General features: G+C 39.8%; 16 protein-coding genes. 7 read left to right on the plus strand and 9 right to left on the minus strand.

Translation table 11 applies throughout. The annotated features are described in order from the left end of the window. Positions 1-183 precede the first annotated feature (183 nt). Positions 184-1,059, plus strand: coding sequence for an AraC family transcriptional regulator (locus A33Q_RS19685; protein WP_009032954.1), 876 nt, complete (start codon positions 184-186; stop codon positions 1,057-1,059). A 182-nt stretch (positions 1,060-1,241) separates the two neighbouring features. Here the strand turns inward: A33Q_RS19685 and A33Q_RS19690 are convergent, their stop codons facing one another. The 4 genes from A33Q_RS19690 to A33Q_RS19705 form a co-directional block, all read right to left on the minus strand. Beyond that, positions 1,242-3,827 (minus strand): M14 family zinc carboxypeptidase, encoded by a 2,586-nt coding sequence (locus tag A33Q_RS19690; protein WP_009032953.1) that lies wholly within the window; start codon positions 3,825-3,827, stop codon positions 1,242-1,244. Between the two features lie 390 nt (positions 3,828-4,217). Continuing rightward, complete coding sequence (gene glmS, locus A33Q_RS19695) at positions 4,218-6,059, minus strand: glutamine--fructose-6-phosphate transaminase (isomerizing) (RefSeq protein ID WP_009032952.1); 1,842 nt, start codon at positions 6,057-6,059, stop codon at positions 4,218-4,220. Between the two features lie 126 nt (positions 6,060-6,185). After that, positions 6,186-7,550 (minus strand): DUF4270 family protein, encoded by a 1,365-nt coding sequence (locus tag A33Q_RS19700; protein WP_009032951.1) that lies wholly within the window; start codon positions 7,548-7,550, stop codon positions 6,186-6,188. Then, positions 7,510-8,322 carry a glycogen/starch synthase gene (locus A33Q_RS19705; protein WP_009032950.1) on the minus strand — a complete coding sequence of 271 codons (813 nt, stop codon included), beginning with the start codon at positions 8,320-8,322 and terminating at the stop codon, positions 7,510-7,512. The genes A33Q_RS19700 and A33Q_RS19705 overlap by 41 nt, the downstream gene beginning before the upstream one ends. Before the next feature lie 125 nt (positions 8,323-8,447). Between A33Q_RS19705 and panC the strand changes: the two genes are divergently transcribed. The 6 genes from panC (at position 8,448) to A33Q_RS19735 (ending at position 13,715) form a co-directional block, all read left to right on the plus strand. Then, positions 8,448-9,296: a pantoate--beta-alanine ligase gene (panC, locus tag A33Q_RS19710; protein WP_009032949.1), complete on the plus strand. Its 849-nt coding sequence runs from the start codon at positions 8,448-8,450 to the stop codon at positions 9,294-9,296. Positions 9,297-9,317: 21 nt separating this feature from the next. Continuing rightward, a complete protein-coding gene (gene panD, locus A33Q_RS19715) occupies positions 9,318-9,665 on the plus strand; it encodes an aspartate 1-decarboxylase (RefSeq protein ID WP_009032948.1) in 348 nt (115 codons plus the stop codon). Between the two features lie 4 nt (positions 9,666-9,669). Continuing rightward, positions 9,670-10,671 (plus strand): lysylphosphatidylglycerol synthase transmembrane domain-containing protein, encoded by a 1,002-nt coding sequence (locus tag A33Q_RS19720; RefSeq protein ID WP_009032947.1) that lies wholly within the window; start codon positions 9,670-9,672, stop codon positions 10,669-10,671. A 32-nt stretch (positions 10,672-10,703) separates the two neighbouring features. Beyond that, positions 10,704-11,390: a zinc metallopeptidase gene (locus A33Q_RS19725; RefSeq protein ID WP_009032946.1), complete on the plus strand. Its 687-nt coding sequence runs from the start codon at positions 10,704-10,706 to the stop codon at positions 11,388-11,390. A 112-nt stretch (positions 11,391-11,502) separates the two neighbouring features. Next, the gene (locus A33Q_RS19730) at positions 11,503-12,642 is read left to right on the plus strand and encodes an acyl-CoA dehydrogenase (RefSeq protein WP_009032945.1); all 1,140 of its coding nucleotides are present in this window, start codon (positions 11,503-11,505) and stop codon (positions 12,640-12,642) included. 140 nt (positions 12,643-12,782) lie between these two features. After that, positions 12,783-13,715, plus strand: a complete 933-nt coding sequence (locus A33Q_RS19735; RefSeq protein ID WP_009032944.1) for a helix-turn-helix domain-containing protein — start codon at positions 12,783-12,785, stop codon at positions 13,713-13,715. Positions 13,716-13,791: 76 nt separating this feature from the next. On the opposite strand, the gene A33Q_RS19740 is transcribed toward A33Q_RS19735, so the two are convergent. From A33Q_RS19740 to A33Q_RS19760, 5 genes are all read right to left on the minus strand, one after another. Next, positions 13,792-15,177, minus strand: a complete 1,386-nt coding sequence (locus tag A33Q_RS19740; RefSeq protein ID WP_009032943.1) for a peptidylprolyl isomerase — start codon at positions 15,175-15,177, stop codon at positions 13,792-13,794. Continuing rightward, on the minus strand, positions 15,170-16,069 hold the full coding sequence (locus A33Q_RS19745) for a hypothetical protein (protein ID WP_009032942.1): 900 nt from the start codon (positions 16,067-16,069) through the stop codon (positions 15,170-15,172). Before A33Q_RS19745 ends, A33Q_RS19740 begins: the two co-directional genes overlap by 8 nt. Beyond that, entirely contained in the window at positions 16,029-18,032 is a 2,004-nt protein-coding gene (locus A33Q_RS19750) for a peptidylprolyl isomerase (protein WP_009032941.1), read from the minus strand. Before A33Q_RS19750 ends, A33Q_RS19745 begins: the two co-directional genes overlap by 41 nt. Positions 18,033-18,122: 90 nt before the next feature. Continuing rightward, the gene (locus A33Q_RS19755) at positions 18,123-18,539 is read right to left on the minus strand and encodes an ATP-binding protein (RefSeq protein WP_009032940.1); all 417 of its coding nucleotides are present in this window, start codon (positions 18,537-18,539) and stop codon (positions 18,123-18,125) included. Next, positions 18,536-18,874 (minus strand): STAS domain-containing protein, encoded by a 339-nt coding sequence (locus tag A33Q_RS19760; RefSeq protein WP_009032939.1) that lies wholly within the window; start codon positions 18,872-18,874, stop codon positions 18,536-18,538. The genes A33Q_RS19755 and A33Q_RS19760 overlap by 4 nt, the downstream gene beginning before the upstream one ends. Positions 18,875-18,906 lie beyond the last annotated feature (32 nt).

Here is an 18,906-nt window from a genome sequence, read left to right on the forward strand (position 1 = left end):
AGCTAATAGGGTATAAAGCGTGGATCTGAGGAGGTCAGTCATTTTGGGATATTACATTTAAGTTAGGAGTAACTAATATGGTGGATTTTGCAGTGGATTTCTCACTGTTTTTTGATGGATTCTGACTGTTTCTTGATATAAAAAAGCTTATGTTTTGTATTTTGAGACAAAATTCGCTAGTGTATGAAACAAGCACTTCAAAAATCACGGATTCCAGATTCTAAGGCCTTTGTGGTAAAAGAGCTAAAAGCCCCTTATTTTGATAAGAACTGGCACTTTCATTCTGAATACCAACTGTTTTGGGTATTGGAGGGAAGAGGAACAAGATTTATTGGAGATCAAATGAAGCCATTCAGGGAAGGGGATATGATTTTGACTGGACCTAACCTTCCACATCTTTGGAGAAATGATCAAGAATATTTTCAAAAAAACTCCAGGCTGAATACACATGGGATAGTGGTGTATTTCCCAGAAGATTTTCTAGGAGGTTCTTTGTGGGAAAAAGAGGAGTTTGAAGATGTCAAAAACCTGCTCTTGAAATCCCGGCGTGGACTGGAAATTAGTGGTAAGACAAATTTGAAATTGAGGGAAATGCTTCAAACTTTGGTATTCAAAAAAGGAGGAGCGCGTATCATTGGTCTTTTGGAAATCCTACATATCCTTGCCCATTCTAAGGATTGTGAGCCCATCACCCATGCGGGGTATATCAATACCAATAAGGAGTCAGAAAAAGACAGGATGAACCAAGTCTATGAATATGTAATGGAAAATTTCAAGCAAAAAATATTTTTAGCTGAAGTAGCTGCCCTGGCCAATATGACCGAGAGTGCTTTTAGTAGATACTTTACATCTAGAATGAACAAACCTTTTTCTGAATTCCTTTCCGATGTACGAATTGGCCATGCCTGTAAGCTTCTGCAAGAAGTAGAAGCCAATGTAAGTGAGATTTGCTATGAAAGTGGTTTTCAGACTTTATCGAATTTCAATAGACAGTTCAAGGAAAGAATGGGGGTGACTCCAATGGAGTATAAGAAAGATTACCTGAATACTTTTAGTTGACAAATGCTTGATTGTCAAGTTTTGATTTTACCATATAGATCCCAATAGATGAAGAAAACAAAAAAATTTTTTCTTGGCCAAAACCCATTAGAGCACAAAGCTAAACCTCGGTTAGTGATGATACTAACCGAGGCAAAGGAATTTGTGAAAACTTTTTGCCTTCGAGGCTTTGTGGCAAGGATTTAATCAGCGGTTCCGGATTTGATTAGGTTGCCGAAGAAAATGGCATTAAGGTACATTTTATTGGTGCCATACCAAATTGCACGGAAGTTTGGGCTGTCTACAAAAGCAATCACTTTACCTTGTCCCAGTGATTTGACCTGTAATGCTGCAGAATTTTTTGCAAACTCCAGATTTTCAGGATGTATATAACCACTCGCCAATGGGTTTTCAGTATACATCAGGGGATTGGAATATTGATTCTTAGAGGGTTCTAGGAATTGATTATCGTTTCTAAAACTGTAAATCTCCGGCTTAGAATAGCCATAACCCAAAGGGTGGCTGTTGTCTATTCGGGCATGGAAGATAGTTCCCCGGGTTAACCTGGCTCCTGTGTTTTTCACGAAGGATTCATAAGGTTCCAATTCTTTCTTTGCACCCTCATCTTCTTTTCTAAACTCAAAAGAAACGACTTCATTTTTATCTAATACCGATAGTGCTCCACCCCTAGCGATAAGCGTACCTCCTGCCCGAATCCAGGCTTTTATGGAATTAAAATCTTTTTCGCCAAGACTGGAATAATTCCCATTGGGCATGGCTATGACGGTGTATTTACTCAGGTCTGCTGAACTGACTCTTTCAGTTGGCAAAAGCGTGATCGGCATATCCATTCTTTGATCCAACAGATGCCAGATTTCTCCAGCTTCCAGGCTGTTGACACCTGTGCTTACCAATAGTGCTACCTTAGGTTCTTGGAGCACATCAATATTGGGTGAACCCATGTTGATTCCACCTGTCAGTCCACTGGAAATGCCATATACTTTCAGTGCATTTTCTGCTGCCAATTTTTTTAGATCCTGAAAAAGTTTTGTTTTGGCCTCATCTTTCGCATCTCTTTTGGTACTGACGATAATGCTTCCTCTTTGCATTTCGGTACCGTCTCCCAGTGTAAAAGGCTCGTGAGCAACTCTTACGAGGTGATCATCTTTGAGCAATTGGTAGACCAGCTTGGGTGCATAGTAGTCACTCCATTGAAAAGCAAAAGCCAAATCATTTTCCTCTCCCATCATTGCTCCGTTTTTAGGATTTCCCTTATTTTCCAATTTGGTAACATTGGCTACATTAAGGATCCGGCTACTCATGGCCATATAATCCAAATTGAACGACATAGGCATAGTCCACGCAGAGACATCGTAAAAAAGGCTGTCTTGAAAGTCTGTTCTTGTTTCGAAAATAGCCTTGATCAGGTTGTACTGAGCTTGCTTAAGCGGGACGATATATGATTTTTCTTTTTGAAAATCCACGCTATTGATGGTGATGTCTTCATTGAGACTGTAGACTTCAATGTCATGTTGAAGGATCATTTCTGCCAGGTGGTAACTCCTAGCAGCATCGTCTTTACTACCAAAAATATAGGCTTGATTGCTGTCATTTCCAGCTTCACGGATAGACTCTTTGTAATAGTCATGCATAAATTTGACAATTTCTTCCCGCAGCTCCACAGCGGCTTTGAAAGAGCTAAGGCTGGTTCTGAATTGATTTTTGATGGTAAAAGAAAAAGGTAAAGGTCCATAATCACTTTCCTGTAAGTGACCCCTTGATGAAGCCTGCTCAAATAGAATCCCAATAGACCCCTGTATATCCGGATAAGTAGAGCCGTACCCGAAATAATACTCATCAAAACTCTCTTTGGTGTGGTAAAGGGACCCGATATCATCCAGTTCCTTGGCGTGGTAATTCCCCATCTTTTCGGTCAGCTCCATATTTTTCTTGGGCGTAAGCGGATGATCTCTGCTGGGAATCCCAGGTTGAAAGAAAAATGTAGAATTGGTGCCCATCTCATGATAATCCAAATAGATGTTGGGAAGCCATTCCTGGAATACCGCGACTCTATTTTGCGACTCTGGGTGTTGGACAAGAAGCCAGTCTCTGTTGAGGTCAAACCAATAATGATTGCCACGGCCTCCTGGCCAGGCTTCAGAAAGCTCCCTGTTTTCTTTGTCCCCATTGAGGTTGTAAGACCTATGTGAATTCACCCATGAAGAATAGCGGCTGTAGCCATCCGGGTTGAGTGCAGGATCGATCATGATGATAATCTTGTCCAGATCATCTTCAATTTCCTGTGCAGCCACGAAATGGTATGCAGCCAAAATAGAGGAGTTGATAGCGCTTGCTTCGTTGCCATGAACCGAATATCCTGCGGCCATGACCAAAGGTGTGTTAGCGTAATCTATATTGGAATCAGGGTCTCTTAATTTTTTCCTATCAGCTTTGATTTGGTCAAGGTTTGCGATATTCTCCGGAGAAGAGATTGTAAGTATGACCTGAGGTCTTTTTTCATAACTGTGGCCGATAATTTCAAAATGGGCCTTTGGGGAAATTTCAGCAAGTTTTTCAAAGTATCGGAGAATTTGATCATATCCGGCATTCCATTCACCAACCTGAAAACCAAAGAAGTCCTTAGGTTCAGGAATAGCACTGTCATAATTAAAGCCTGAAGGCATATAGTAAGACAATGGAATATCTGTTGTGCTTTTTGGGCTAGTCTGGGCAAAAACAAAATTTAGACTGGTCAAAAAGCAAAGCAATAGGGCTAGCTGTCTTTTCATAGGGATGAGTTTAAGATTGGAAGAAAAGAATTGAAGCACAAATTGCTCAAGAAGTGTTTAAAGCCCAATACCCCTTGTGTAAAAACTTGGGTTTCTGATAAACTTTAATAATATAAAAGTAATGGGTGGGGTGAATCGAGTAATCAATGGTTATTTGTGATCAACACCTTGCTTTTGTGGTAAAAAAAGATAAACCACAGAGGCACCAAGGACACAAAGAAAAACGCTGAGTATTTGTGACGGAATAAAATCCGATTTCTATCTTTCCTCTGTGCACTCTGTGTCTTTGTGGTAAAAAAAGATAAACCACAGAGGCACGAAGAACACAAATAAAAACTCTGTGTACTCCGTGCCTTTGTGGTGAAAGAATATTCTTTTCGTGGTAAATATTTACTCCACTGTGACTGACTTGGCCAAGTTCCTTGGTTGATCTACATTACAGCCCCTCATGACTGCAATATGATAGGATAGTTGCTGTAAAGGCACCACGGAAATCAATGGTACGAAGGCTTCTTCTGTAGCAGGGATTTCAATGACATGATCCGCCATGTTTTTGACTACTGTATCCCCTTCAGTGACTACAGCGATGATTTTACCTTTTCTTGCTTTGACTTCCTGAATGTTGGAAACTACCTTTTCATAGGAAGAGTCTTTGGTAGCAATAAAGACCACTGGCATTTCCTCATCTATCAAAGCGATAGGGCCATGCTTCATCTCTGCGGCAGGGTATCCTTCTGCATGGATGTATGAAATCTCCTTTAATTTCAATGCTCCTTCAAGTGCTACAGGGAAATTGTATCCACGGCCTAGATATAGGAAGTTTCTGGCATCCTTGTACTCTTTGGCAATTTCATGGATTTTATCATTCATCTTCAGTGCTTTTTCTACCTTGGATGGAATGGTTTCCAGCTCGCTCAAAAGTTGCATGTACCTGTTTTCAGGTAAAGTACCTCTTTTATATCCCAGCTTCAATGCCATCATGGTCAAAACGGAAATCTGGGCTGTAAAAGCCTTGGTAGAGGCTACACCTATTTCCGGTCCAGCGTGAGTATATGATCCCGCATGTGTAGTTCTTGGAATGGATGAGCCCACCACATTGCAGACACCGAAGATGGTTGCTCCTTTGGACTTGGCCAGTTCAATGGCAGCCAAGGTATCTGCTGTTTCACCGGATTGAGATATGGCGATGATAAAATCTTTGTCACTTAATACCGGATTTCTGTACCGGAACTCAGAAGCGTATTCCACTTCTACAGGGATTCTTGCAAATTCTTCAAATAAATATTCTGCTACCAGTCCAGCATGCCAAGAAGTACCACAGGCAGTGATGATGATCCGGTCGGCATTTTGGAATTTGTTCATGTAATCCCGGAGACCTCCTAAGACCAAGCGCCCGTTTTTGGCATCCAGTCTTCCACGCATACAATCAGCTATGGATCTAGGCTGTTCATTGATCTCCTTCAACATGAAATGTTCGTAACCACCTTTCTCGATGGCTTCCAGCTCCATTTCCAATTGATTGATATAGGGGTTGGTTTCTACATTCTCAATAGTTTTGATCTGTAGCTTGTTGTTTCTGATTACTGCAATTTCATAATCATCCAAGTATACCACCTGATTGGTGTATTCAATGATGGGGGTAGCGTCTGATGCCAGGAAGTATTCGTCTTCACCAACTCCAATGACCAGTGGAGAGCCCTTCCTGGCGGCGATCAAAGTATCGGGTTCCTCCTTATTCATCAATACTATAGCATATGCCCCTACAACTTTGTGAAGTGCCAGTCTAACGGCTTCTTCCAAGCTGCAGTAGTTATTGGTATAGATGTCTTCAATGAATTTGATGAAAACCTCAGAGTCGGTTTCAGAATGAAACACATATCCCTTATTGATCAAATCAGTCTTCAGCACATCATAATTTTCAATGATGCCATTATGTATCATGGCAAATTTTTCATTGGAAGAATAATGGGGATGGGCATTGACATCATTGGGCTCACCATGGGTTGCCCAACGCGTATGACCGATTCCAATCTTGGACTCGAGATTGAGCTGTGTTAGGAGATGGTTTTCCAGTTCTGAGACTTTACCTTTCTTTTTGTACACGCCAAGTCCGTCAGGACTAAGCAAAGCTACACCAGCACTGTCATAACCGCGGTACTCCAGTCTTTTTAAACCTTTAATGATAATGGGCAAAGCATCTTGCTGCCCGACGTATGCAACGATTCCACACATAAGTAAAAATTTTGAAAATCAAATCTAAAGTTTTTTTATTTAACCTAACAAAAAACAGTCCGATAAATCCACTTTTTTAAAATTTGGATTTCGGACTGTGGGTCTTTTATAAATAAAGTGCAATTTTTAGAATACTCTTGCAGTAGAATAAAAAATCCTGATTTTGACTTCATTGGAGTTGAAGACATAGCTTCTCAAGGACTGCCTGTATTCGTCGTTATTGCTCACAATGGGATATAGCAGAAAATCTCTTCTTTCTATTTGCCTTCTGTAAATCGCATTGATATGCGAAGTGATAGTCTGTCTGTATTTATTTGTTTCTGAATTGAATGCCAAATAAGCTGGTGTCTCTGAGAATATGGGCTCGCCTGTCTCCTGATCGATTTGTGGGAAGTTGTCTGGGTGAACTGCCATTGGTCTTCCATCATCCCTTAACAAAACTCTATTGGTTTCATTTGTGAAATACATAGTATGAAGTTGAGGAGGTCTCCTTGTATCAGTTACATTCAATATGGGGCCAAGTTCTAGAATGGCTTGATTGAAAGTAACATTTTGGATCGTATCTAAGAAATCATCTAAAGGACTCATATCAATTTTAACTAAAATCCCCGTATTATTCATGGATCCTGCTTTACCATCTAGTTCATAGGAAACCCACGGTTCTCTCAGTATTTCTGTATTGCTTCCTTCAGGATTTCTTTCTATTTGATTAAAATGTCTTGCTACGTTGTTGTTTACACCTGTTGCAAGAGGGTAGGCGCGAGATACTGTATCTTCTTCATTTCTGTAGAAAAATATGATTCCGGTGTTGTTTCCAGGTCTAAGGGTCATGGATACATTTTCCTCAGGACTTCCTGTAAATACTAATCCAGGGAGATATTCCCGAAAAGTAAATATATCCTGAAAGGAGGTGCCTTCTTTGAGGTCCGTGAAAATTTTTGTGGTGAAGTCACTGTCAGCCTTAACACTTATAATGGTGTCTTGTCTTGCTGAAACGTCAATTTTGGCTTCAAGAAAAGGAGTCTCCTCGTAATTTAAATGATTGAAGCTGTAGTAGACAATATCACGTATTTGCTCTTTCAAGGGATGAACTCTTATTGTTTTTTCAGAACTGAATTCATCAGCCAAGACGGATCTTATGTTAAAATTGAATTTTACTGAATCAAGTACAGCATTTGGTGAAGGGCGTGGTAATTCTCTGTTAAAGAAAAGTCTTGTGTAAGCCGTAGCTTCAGTATTTCCGAAAAAATCGCTCTCATCACTTCCAAAAACCAGATTATTGGTATTTGTGGTCCTGAATGAGTCCTGCAAAACAACAGAAGCAGAAAGAGGGATCTCTATAAAAGAGACCCCTATCTGATTGTTGTTTGGATCCAACTCCAATCCAATTGTGGATGGGTCCGAACAGGAACTTGCAATGGTAAATGAAATGAACAGACCTAAAACCAGCTTAGCCGGCCAGGTCAGTATAGATGTTGTAGTAACTTTCAAAAAGTTGTTCGTCTTCTTCGCTGTTAATCTCACACTTCTTGTCTTTAGAGCACTCTTCGATGAGTTTGCTTAGGTTTTCGGATATTTCGTCGCTCTTGATGACTACGTCAGCATATTCAATTCCTAATTTGAGGAATCCTTCGTAATCCTTTGATTTGAGTGGGGCAAGAATGGCATCATCGATATCTACCATTTTTACTTTTTCCAACAAATCGTCACCGAATTTATGGGTAAAACCTGTGTTGTAAATTGCAAATACAGATTTGGTGTCCTTAAATAGCGGTTCGTTTTTGTAAGTAGTTTTGAGATACATTGGGATCAAACTTGTCATCCAATCATTACAATGTACCACATCAGGGGCCCAGCCCAATTTTTTCACTGTTTCTATGACCCCCTTACAGAAGAAAATGGCTCTTTCGTCATTGTCTTCGTAGAATTTTTGTTGCTTGTCGTGGAAAACGCTTTTTCTCTGGAAATAGTCTTCATTGTCTATGAAGTATACCTGAAGCTTGGCGTTAGGAATAGATGCCACTTTTATAATTAATGGTTTCTCTTCCTCTCCGACTGCAATATTAATCCCAGAAAGTCTGACTACCTCATGAAGTCTGTTTTTTCTTTCGTTAATTAATCCAAATCTCGGGACAAGAATACGGATTTCCATTCCTTTTTCCTGCATGGCTTGCGGCAATGCCCTCACAAAGTTAGCTACTTCAGAGGTTTCGAGAAAGGGATTGATTTCACTTGCAACGTAGAGGATACGGAGTTTGGACATATCTTGTTGATTTTTGTTATGGAATAAAATACGTACAAAGGTACAAAAAAAATGTGGTAAAGCCATTGTAATTCTGAATTATAATATAGTTTTGCCTCTATTTTACATTCCAAAAATACAACAGGGTGAAAATCCTCCGAACCAAAAAAGAAGTTGATCTGGAACTCCGTCTTCTTCAAAATAAACAAATTTCAGTTGGACTGGTGCCTACCATGGGTGCGTTACACGAAGGACATTTGGATTTGGTCAGAAATGCCAAAGAATCTTCCGGTGTGGTATTGGTGTCTATTTTTGTCAATCCTACACAATTCAATAATTCTGAGGACTTTGAGAAATATCCACATACTTTGGACAAAGACTTGGAATTATTAGATAAAATAAAGACTGATTACGTTTTTGTTCCTAATATTCAGGTGATTTATCCTCATAAACCTAAAGTTTCTATGCGTTTCGAGGGGTTAGATGATATTTTGGAGGGGGAGTTCAGGCCCGGGCATTTCAATGGGGTCGGGATTGTAGTTTTAAAATTGTTAAATATTGTTAAGCCTCAAAAAGCTTACTTCGGTCAGAAGGATTTACAACAAGTGGCCATCATCAAACAGCTGGTTGCTGACTTGTCTATGGATGTTGAGATTGTGACCTTGCCGACTGTCAGAGAAAAGAGTGGCTTGGCCATGTCTTCAAGAAACCTAAGATTGAGTCCAGAAGAAAAAGAAAGCGCATTGGTCTTGTTCCGGAGTTTGATTTTTGCAAGAGATGAACTTTTGAAGGGTAAAGATTGGTTTGGCATCCGGACAGAGGTAACAGATAGATTTAAGTCTCAAGGAGTGGAACTCGAGTATTTTGAATTTGTAAACACCAATACGCTGGAAAAATTAGTAAAAATTGAAAGTGCTGTACCGTCCTCTGTTTGTACAGCTGCCTATGTAGGCCAAGTACGGTTGATTGATAACATGCCAGTACAAGAAGATTAATAAAAAAATTTATAGTAACCCATGCATATACAAGTATTAAAATCCAAGATTCACAGAGTCAAGATTACTCAAGCAGAACTTCACTATGTAGGTAGTATTACTGTGGATGAAGATCTGATGGATGCTGCGAACATCATTGAGAATGAGAAGGTGCAGATTGTGAATATTAACAATGGAGAAAGATTGGAAACCTATGTGATCAAGGGTGAAAGGGGAAGCGGCATGATCTGTCTCAATGGGCCAGCTGCTAGAAAGGCACAGGTAGGGGATATAGTTATTATAATATCTTATGCATCTATGGAATTTGAAGCAGCCAAAAATTACAAACCGGTGGTGGTATTCCCAGATGATCACAATTTACTGTATTAATTAGGTGAGGCTTAACAAAAAACAATGGATTCAAGTACTGCTTTCTCTAGGGGTTGCGGTCTGGATCTTTTGGTTTTTATACAAGGATGTCAAGTTCCAAAGTCTTCTGGATGCATTGAGAGAGACTTCCTTTACACTGATAGGTCTGTCTATTTTGGTTTCCTTATTAGGGTTTTATCTCAGAGCATGGAGATGGAAGTTGTTGATTGAGGCCAGTGAAAATGCTTCTGTCAGTACAGGAAGAACATTCGTAGCATTGATGATTGGTTATCTTGCCAACCTTCTGGTGCCAAGGGCGGGGGAGGTGGCACGCTGTGGGGTTTTGGCCAAAACCGAGAATAGTCAAATGGGAAAACTGTTTGGGACTGTTCTGCTTGAAAGGACCTTTGATCTTTTTTTTATGTTGCTTACTGTTTTTCTGGCTTTCGTATTGGAAAGAGAATTGTTTTCACGTTTGCTGTCGGAATTGATTTCTTTGGAAACCCTTTATCAAAAAGTCTCAGGATTGATTCCTTTATTGATTGGAGGGTTTTCAGTTTTTGTGATCTTTATATACTTGGTTTTTCAGAAATACAGAGATGCAGGGATCGTCAAAAAAATCAGGCATTTTATCAGGGATATGCTCACTGGCTTACTCAGCCTTAAAGACGTGAAAAACCAACTTGGTTTTTGGTCCAGTTCAACAGCCATATGGATTACGTATTATCTCACCATGCTATTGGTGGCATTGGCAATCCCTTCCACTGCCAGTTTGTCATTGAGCTCAGTATTGATGGTGATGGTAATGGGAAGTATTGGCATGGTTGCTCCAGTACAAGGAGGAATTGGCACTTTTCATGCCCTGGTGGCCTTTATTTTGATGGCTTATGGACTGAGTGATGAAGAGGGTAAGATATTTGCCGTAATAATCCACAGTAGTCAGGTTTTGACTATAGTTGGATTTGGATTGATCAGTTTGGGGGTTTTCTTTAAAATAACTGCTGTAAAGGCATCCAAATCTTTATAAATTCGTAACAGATAAAGCAAAAAAATAAAGCTATGATTATTCTAATTGTGATTGTGTTCGCTGCTCTGGGTTTCATTGTGAGCAGAAAGCTAAAAAGTAAATTCAAAAAGTATTCACAGACCTCGCTCAAGGCGAATCTTTCAGGCAAAGAGATAGCAGAGCTGATGTTGGCTGATAACAATGTTTCGGATGTGAGAGTACTTTCGGTAGAAGGCCAACTAACAGACCACTATAATCCGGCTAACAAAACCGTAAACCTTAGTCCTGATGTATATTACGGACGAAATGCAGCTGCAGCTGCTGTAGCTGCTCACGAATGTGGTCACGCTATTCAACACGCCACTGCATATACTTGGCTCAACCTCCGTTCGGCGATGGTGCCTGTCCAGAATGCAAGTGGTAAGATTTTGAATATCGTTTTAATAGCTTCTTTATTTGGTGGGGCTTTTATAGGACTTCCTTATGAAATCATCGGATTCATTATAGTTGGCGCATATGGTATCATGACTTTATTTACTCTGGTAACTCTGCCAGTAGAATTTGACGCAAGTGCCAGGGCTTTGGCTTGGGTAAAGGAACGTAATGTGGTGACTCCTGAGGAATATGGCATGTCAAAAGACGCTCTGAAGTGGGCTGCAATGACCTATGTAGTAGCAGCTTTAGCAGCATTGGCTACATTGGCTTACTATATAATGATCTTCTTTGGAAATAGAGATTAAAAATTCGGAAACTCAATTTCCACAAATGAGTTTACTTTAAGGGGCAAGAAATTGTCCCTTATTTTTTTTGTACTTATATTCCAAACCAAAATCAATTAACCCAAATATCAATATGAATTTTCAATATTCGGAGGAGCACTTGGCAGTGCGGGATGCAGCTAGAGACTTTGCCCAGACAGAGCTGTTAGATGGAGTAATCGAAAGAGATACTGAGGCAAAATTCCCTTATGAGCAGATCAAGAAAATGGGAGAGCTTGGATTTATGGGAATGATGGTAGATCCTAAGTATAATGGCGGAGGTATGGATACTGTGTCCTATGTACTTGCCATGGAAGAAATTTCAAAGATAGATGCTTCGGCCTCTGTTTCCATGTCAGTCAACAACTCTCTGGTCTGCTGGGGGCTGGAAAAATATGGCACAGAAGCACAAAAAGAAAAATATCTCAAGAAGCTTGCAACAGGCGAAGTAATCGGAGCATTCTGCCTTTCTGAACCAGAAGCAGGGTCTGATGCCACTTCGCAAAAAACCACTGCAGAGTTGGATGGAAACTATTATTTATTGAATGGAACCAAAAACTGGATTACCAACGGCAATACAGCCAGTATTTACCTGGTGATAGCACAAACAGATCCTGCAAAAGGTCACAAAGGCATTTCAGCATTTATTGTTGAAAGAGAGTGGGAAGGATTTGTGGTCGGTAAAAAAGAAGACAAACTAGGTATAAGGGGCTCTGATACGCATTCTTTGATGTTTACTGATGTCAAGGTCCCCGTAGAAAACAGGATAGGTGAAGAAGGTTTTGGGTTTAGGTTTGCGATGGAAACCCTCAATGGAGGGCGTATTGGAATAGCTGCGCAGGCTTTGGGGATCGCATCCGGAGCTTATGAATTGTCCTTGGCCTATTCCAAAGAAAGGAAGGCATTTGGAAAACCTATCAGTCAGCATCAAGCCATTCAATTTAAATTGGCCGATATGGCTACCCAGATAGAGGCAGCTAGGTTATTGGTATTGAAATCTGCCTGGTTGAAAGACCAAGGGAAAGACTATGCAGATGCCAGTGCAATGGCAAAGTTATATGCTTCAGAAGTAGCGATGAATGTTACCGTGGAGGCAGTTCAAGTTCACGGAGGCTATGGATATGTCAAAGAATACCATGTGGAAAGATTAATGCGCGATGCTAAAATCACCCAGATTTATGAAGGTACCAGTGAGATTCAAAAAATAGTCATATCAAGAAGCATTTTAAGATAAACCAAACTTCTTTTATTCATAGGGCATAATAACATGATTTTATGCCCTATTTTTATTTTTTTTGATTTTTTATTTAATAATTCTGCTCAGATATAGAAAATTATTATAGTTTTGGAAAAAAACCCTATACAGCCTATATCATGGAATATTACAATAAAGTCATTGAATCAGTTGGAGTCCGCTTTTTAAGGGGAAATAACTACAGAATTGAGAAGCCTGTTTCCGTTCTGGATTACCAAGATTCTGAGAATACATTGATATTGCTTCATCAAGGAAGCCTGAAATTTGGAGATGAGCAGGAACTGGTCAATGAAGGAGAAATCTTGTTCATTCCGGCAGCAAGAAAAACTTCAGTTTCATTTGGAACCACTTCCAAAAAAAATGAAGTAATCAATGAAGCCTTTTTGGACAACAAGAGAAAGTATCTTCAAACAATAAGCTTTAAGGATATCAAAAATATGGACGAAGACTGTGTGACTATCGTCACCTTCGAAGCCAAGGTTTTTGATGTGGTCAATTTTTTCAATTCTTTAGGAATACCTCCCTTTGCGATCAGGTTCAATGACAGGATTGCGACTATCACTGAGGATATGGTGAAGGAAACAGAGCAAAGCACGCCCGGAAAAGAAAGGGTGATGAAGATACATACCGAATTGTTGGTGATTGAGATAGTAAGGCATATCCTGAAAAACAGACTGTTTATGGAAGAACTTTCCACAAACAGCACTTATTTCAAAGACCCGAGATTGATCGAGCTTTTCAATTATATCAAGAAAAATATTGGGGGAGACCTTTCCAATAAGGTACTGGCAAAAGTGGCCAATGTATCGGAAGATTATGTGGGTCAATATTTCAAAATGCTTACAGGCATCAATCCACAGGATTATATTGAGTATCAAAGAATGGAAGCTGCAGTTGAGCTGTTAAGGACTTCCAAGAAAAGTATTAGAGATATAGGGAAAGAAGTGGGCTATAAAGACACAGCTTATTTCTGTAGAAGATTCAAAATGATGTATGGATTACCTGCCGGTAAAATGAGAAGAAGAGAGTCCCTCATTAATGTCCAAAGTTAATTCTCTGGATTTCATCCAAAATAAAAAAGCCGCAACTGAAAAACAGTTGCGGCTTTTATTAAATCTACATCAAGGATTATTTGAGCACTTCGCATCTGTCATAAGCAGGATCTATATCGATAAATACATCCTCTTTGGCTCCGACAAACCACCTGCTCAAGATCCCATCTTCTTTTTTCCTTCTAGCAGCTTGCTTTAGTTTTTCGTAATCATCATCCATATTGGCTCTGTGGGCTGGATATCTTTCTTTGTAATAAAGTATCCTTACCTTGGTGCCTTCTCTTTCATCTTCGAATCTCATTGGTCTGGTAATGGTCCCTACTTCCATGGAATCTAGTGTAAAGTAAAGCACCGGATCTTCAAGGGTACGTAAGGTCAGCCTATTGGATTGATTTTGGGGATCTGAAAAATAACCCCCATTATCTGAGGTAGGTCTGTCATCGGAATGTTGTTTGGCAGCCTTTGCAAATTCTATTTTATTGTCTACAATTTCCTGTCTCAAGCTGTCCAGATACCTTTCAGCTTTTTTGATATCGTCTTCAGAAGGCAATGGGCGTAAAAGTATATGCCTAGAGTTGAAAGTGTTACCTCTTCTTTCCAAAAGCTGTATTAAGTGAAAACCAAAAGCGGTTTCTACCGGCTCACTGATTTCTCCAGGTCTTAGCCCTAGAGCCGTCGCCTCAAACTCAGGCGCCAACTCACCTCTTCTGAAAAAACCCAGTTCACCACCTTGAGCAGCAGAACCAGGATCTTCTGAAAAAGTGGTAGCCAAAGTCTGAAAATCTGATTCTCCACTTTGAATCTGTTCTTTGAATCCTCTCATTTTGGCAATGATACCATCTTTTACACTTTGGGAGACATCAGGTTTTTTGACAATCTGACCTACTGTCACTTCAGCAGAGAAAAATGGCAATGAATCTCTTGGGATACTTGTGTAAAATTTTCTGACTTCAGAAGGAGAGATAGTCAATCCCTGCGTAATTTTTTGCTGCATCTTTTGAACAGTAAGCTGTTCTTTCAATTGTTCTTCGATTTCGGATTTCAGCTGATCGGCCGTTTTGCCGTATATCTCGGCAAGAATTTCTTCATCTCCTCCAAACTGCTGCATAACCATGGATAGCCGCTGATCTGCCTGGAACATAACTTCAGCATCAGTAACTGTGATGGAGTCAAGTTCAGCTTTGGCAACCATAAGTTTATTGATCAGCAATGACTCAAATACCTCACACCTAGTGGGTGCCTCAAAACCCTGTTGGGATTGGGCAATAGCCTCTAGGTAAGCTTGCTGTACATCTGATTCCAGTACAATGTAATTGTTGACCTTGGCTACGATTTTGTCCAGAACTTGACCCGAGGTAGGTGTGGCCGGACTGCTGTTTTCTGCTTCGGCAGTTTGCGCATGTGCCATTGAGGATGCAGCAAATAGAACAAAAGACAAAACAAGGTTTTTTAAGCTACTCATATATTTTAAACTCATTATTTTCAAGTGCACGATTATAAATTTCTTTTTGGAGCTCTTCTATCAGTGTTACTCTTTTCTTATTCAGCAGGATTTTAGAAATTTCATTTTTCACAAATTCCACTGGAGGAATCTGATCCTGCAATTTATATTCCAGTATCCGAAAGTAGTAAATGTATCTCTCGTCATCTACCTTAATTAGCTTGTTATTTCTGACCAACCCCACTTTATTCGGGTGATCTGCAAGTGGAGTGTTTAAGATGATGTCTCCAAACCTCACCCAAGTGGAATCCTCTAAATAGAAATTACTCGCAAATTTCAGGGCAATTTCGTTGATGTTTTCTTTTTCAGCCCCTTCAGGTCTCGTTAACAACCTTTCCAAAGTTGGGTTTTGGTTGCTGCTTTTATCCATTTTCAGAAAATTACAGCGAACTATAATTTCTTTCAATCCAAAATTTTCCTTATTCGCTTCATAGTATTTTTGAATCTCTTCAAATGGAATAGAATCCTTTATGTTGTCTTCCAAATATGCCTTCTCGAATTCATAAACCATCAGTGCATATTTGTAATCCAGCAGTTTTCGGTTCAGCTCAGCTTCATCAAAGGACATTGATTTACCGGCCTCTCTGATCATCAGTTGTTTTTTAATCCAGGATTGGATATACCTGTTGATGATTCCAGAACTGTCGGCCTTGCTAAGGCCTTTGGTAGGAAGTGATTCAAGTTCTGACTTCTTCAGTTTTTGTCCATCTACTTCTGCTACCGTTGGGTTTTCTTCTTCATCTTCATCTGTGCCTTTGATTTTGAAAAGATCACAGGAATTCAAGATGAATAGAGATAAGATCAAAGTAATCTTACCTATCCACCAAAGATTCGTAAATTTTCTTTTTTTCATCCTCATTGATTTGGACGAGATAGCTTTCCTTGAGCGATGATATCATTTGCTTATCTAAGAATTCCTGGTAATCCTGAATTACCTTGCCTCTTGTCTCAGTAAACTTTTTGACCCCAGGGGGGATTTTGTCACCCAAGACGAGGAAAGTTGTCTTTCCGTTGTGTTTCATTTCCTGAAACTTCTTGCTTAAGTCAGCCTTGCTGAGAACAGGGTGCGTCTCAACTTCAAACTCTCCCTCACTCATGGTAAAAGACAATGGGTCGTCTAGAAGGAATGTGTTCTCCAATCTATCTGATAAATCAGTTTTGTATTCTTTGCCGGTTAAGAATCTCCTTACAGCTGGGGTCTTCTCCTCTTGCCCCATCTGCACGATTACAGCCTTGGCTCTTTGTTTCCACTGATACCTTTCTTTATTCTCTTCGTAAAATTCAATCTGTCCCAGACTGTCTTCCAAGGCTTTTTGCCAAACCCTTTCATTCATCAGAGAAAATAAAAGAATGCCGTCTCTATATTCATTTAAAAGCATTCTGTAATCTTCGTTATTGGCAGTAAGGTCCTTTACCTCTGTTTCATTAAGCGTAACCTCTATATACTTATCAAACCATGTTTCAAAGTAATTATTGTTACCAACTCTTACCGGGCTTCTTTCTGAGCCAATAAATTCCAGAAAATCAGCGACTGTGTTTTTACCATGATTGGTCTCAAATAAGACGCTATCCAAAAAGCCACCTTTTTCGAGTGCTGAAGCGGCTTCTCTATTTCCCTTGTCAAATATATTTCTTAACTCAGCAGTTAATGCTTCATTTTCATTGAACCCATACCTGGATTTTTGGATGGCTGTGACTTGGGACTGAATCAATGAAGCCCTACTATCCCTCAAAATCCGGGATTTTATCTGGGCTTCCATTTCCTCAAATTCAGCAAGTGGTTTTCTGTCCTCCAATCGTATAATATGGTAACCGTATGCTGTCTTAACAGGGCTTGATATTTCACCGATCTCATTCAGGTTGAAAGCCACACGTTCAAATTCCGGGATTACTGATCCCAATCCTATCCATGGCAACTTACCTCCTGAATCCTTGCTTCCCAAGTCCTCAGAGTACATTTTACAGATGTCCTCCCATAAGCTTTCAGGCTTTTGAAGTTCTGAATAAATATCCCCGATTTTCCTGAGGGCTCTTTCCTCAGACACAGGATCTCCGGACTGGGATCTTACAAGAATATGGGATACCCTGATTTCTCCAGGGTTGGGTTTTCTGTCTTCCAATTTGATGATATGATATCCAAAATTGGTTAATACCGGGTCAGATATTTCACCAATCTCAAGTCCATAGGCTGCATCTTCAAACTGATAGACCATTTGCAAAGCACTGAAATAACCCAAACTGCCTTGGTTATCTTTTGCTGAAGGGTCATCAGAATGTTCCAAAGCCAATTGATTGAAATCTGCACCAGCTTCAGCTTCCTCTTTGAGCTTAAGGGCCATTCTTAAGACAGCCACACTGTCTTCCCTTCCAGCGTTAGTCGGAAACTGTAAAAGAATATGGCTGGCCTTGAGTACTTCCCCCATTCTGTTGTAAGCTTTCATCAGCTCTCCTTCTTGAAGCGAATTTCTGACCAAATAGGGTTTGATCAGGTCTTCTTTGAACATTTCAAACTCTTTTCTGAAATCTTCAAGGGTATCCAGACCAAGTCTTTCCGCTTCCTTTACCTTGAGCTTGTAATTGACAAAAAGGTCAAAATTTTCCTCAAAGTCTTTTTCTGATATACTGGCTTCATTTTGTTGAAATTCCCTGTTTTTGGAGAGCAGATACAGAAACTCTGAGGGGTAGATTTCCTCACCTTCAATGGTGAGCAGGGCAGATGGTGATTCTACTTGATTCTCCTCAGTAATTACTGTTGTCTTTGGACTACAGGAAAAAACGAGAATTAATAGAGAATACCATAAGGACTTTTTATTCATATAGAAAGGCTTGCCAAATTTATACTGCAATGTTACAAATTTAAATGAAGAATAACGGGCTCAAACTGATATTCAACCAATAATTAACAATTATTTGGATACTACATTTTTAAACAATCTACAGATATTTTTGGTGCCGTTTGATTCAAACTCGATTTTGTCCATGATTCTTTTGACAAGCATGATGCCTAATCCACCTTTTCTTTTGGCTTTGATGACATGGGTGATATTAGGTTCTTGGTATTCGAGTATATTGAAGCCTCTGCCGTAATCTTTGATTTCAAAAATCAGCGAGTTCCCATTATTGTTGACATTGAGTTCTATGTATTCGGAAGGATTACATTCATGTGAATGGATAATGAGATTGGCACAAACTTCTTCCACCGCCAAAATCACCTGTAAACTATCCACTTCAGAAAGTGAGGTTTCTTTAAGCCTGGAATCCAGAAATTGCCTTAAATGGGCCAGCTGATCCGTATCGCAATATAGCCTTAACTCTTTATTCATTTCAATTCTTCTATGGCTTCTTCCTCGGAGCTTTTGATGGCCATTAATTTGTCCAAACCAAGAATAACAAAAACTTGGTAGACCTTTTCCTGTAAGCCATAGATGACCAGTTTTATATTTTTTTCCTGAAATTCTTCCAAATAAGACATAAATACGCCTAGACCGGCAGAGGAAATGTAGTCAAGCTGCCTGGCATCTACCAAAATGCGGTCAATCCCTTCATCCAATACGCTCTGAATGGCACCGTCCAACTCTACTGAATTGCTTGCATCTACTTCCCCCTCAAGCTGAAGGGTCGAGTAATTTGCTTCCTTGATATTCTTTATGTCCAGCATGTTAAAATATACGCTTTATAATTGCTTTGGTT

Origin of the sequence: Indibacter alkaliphilus LW1 (assembly GCF_000295935.2) — a bacterium.
GTDB classification, from domain to species: Bacteria; Bacteroidota; Bacteroidia; order Cytophagales; family Cyclobacteriaceae; genus Indibacter; species Indibacter alkaliphilus.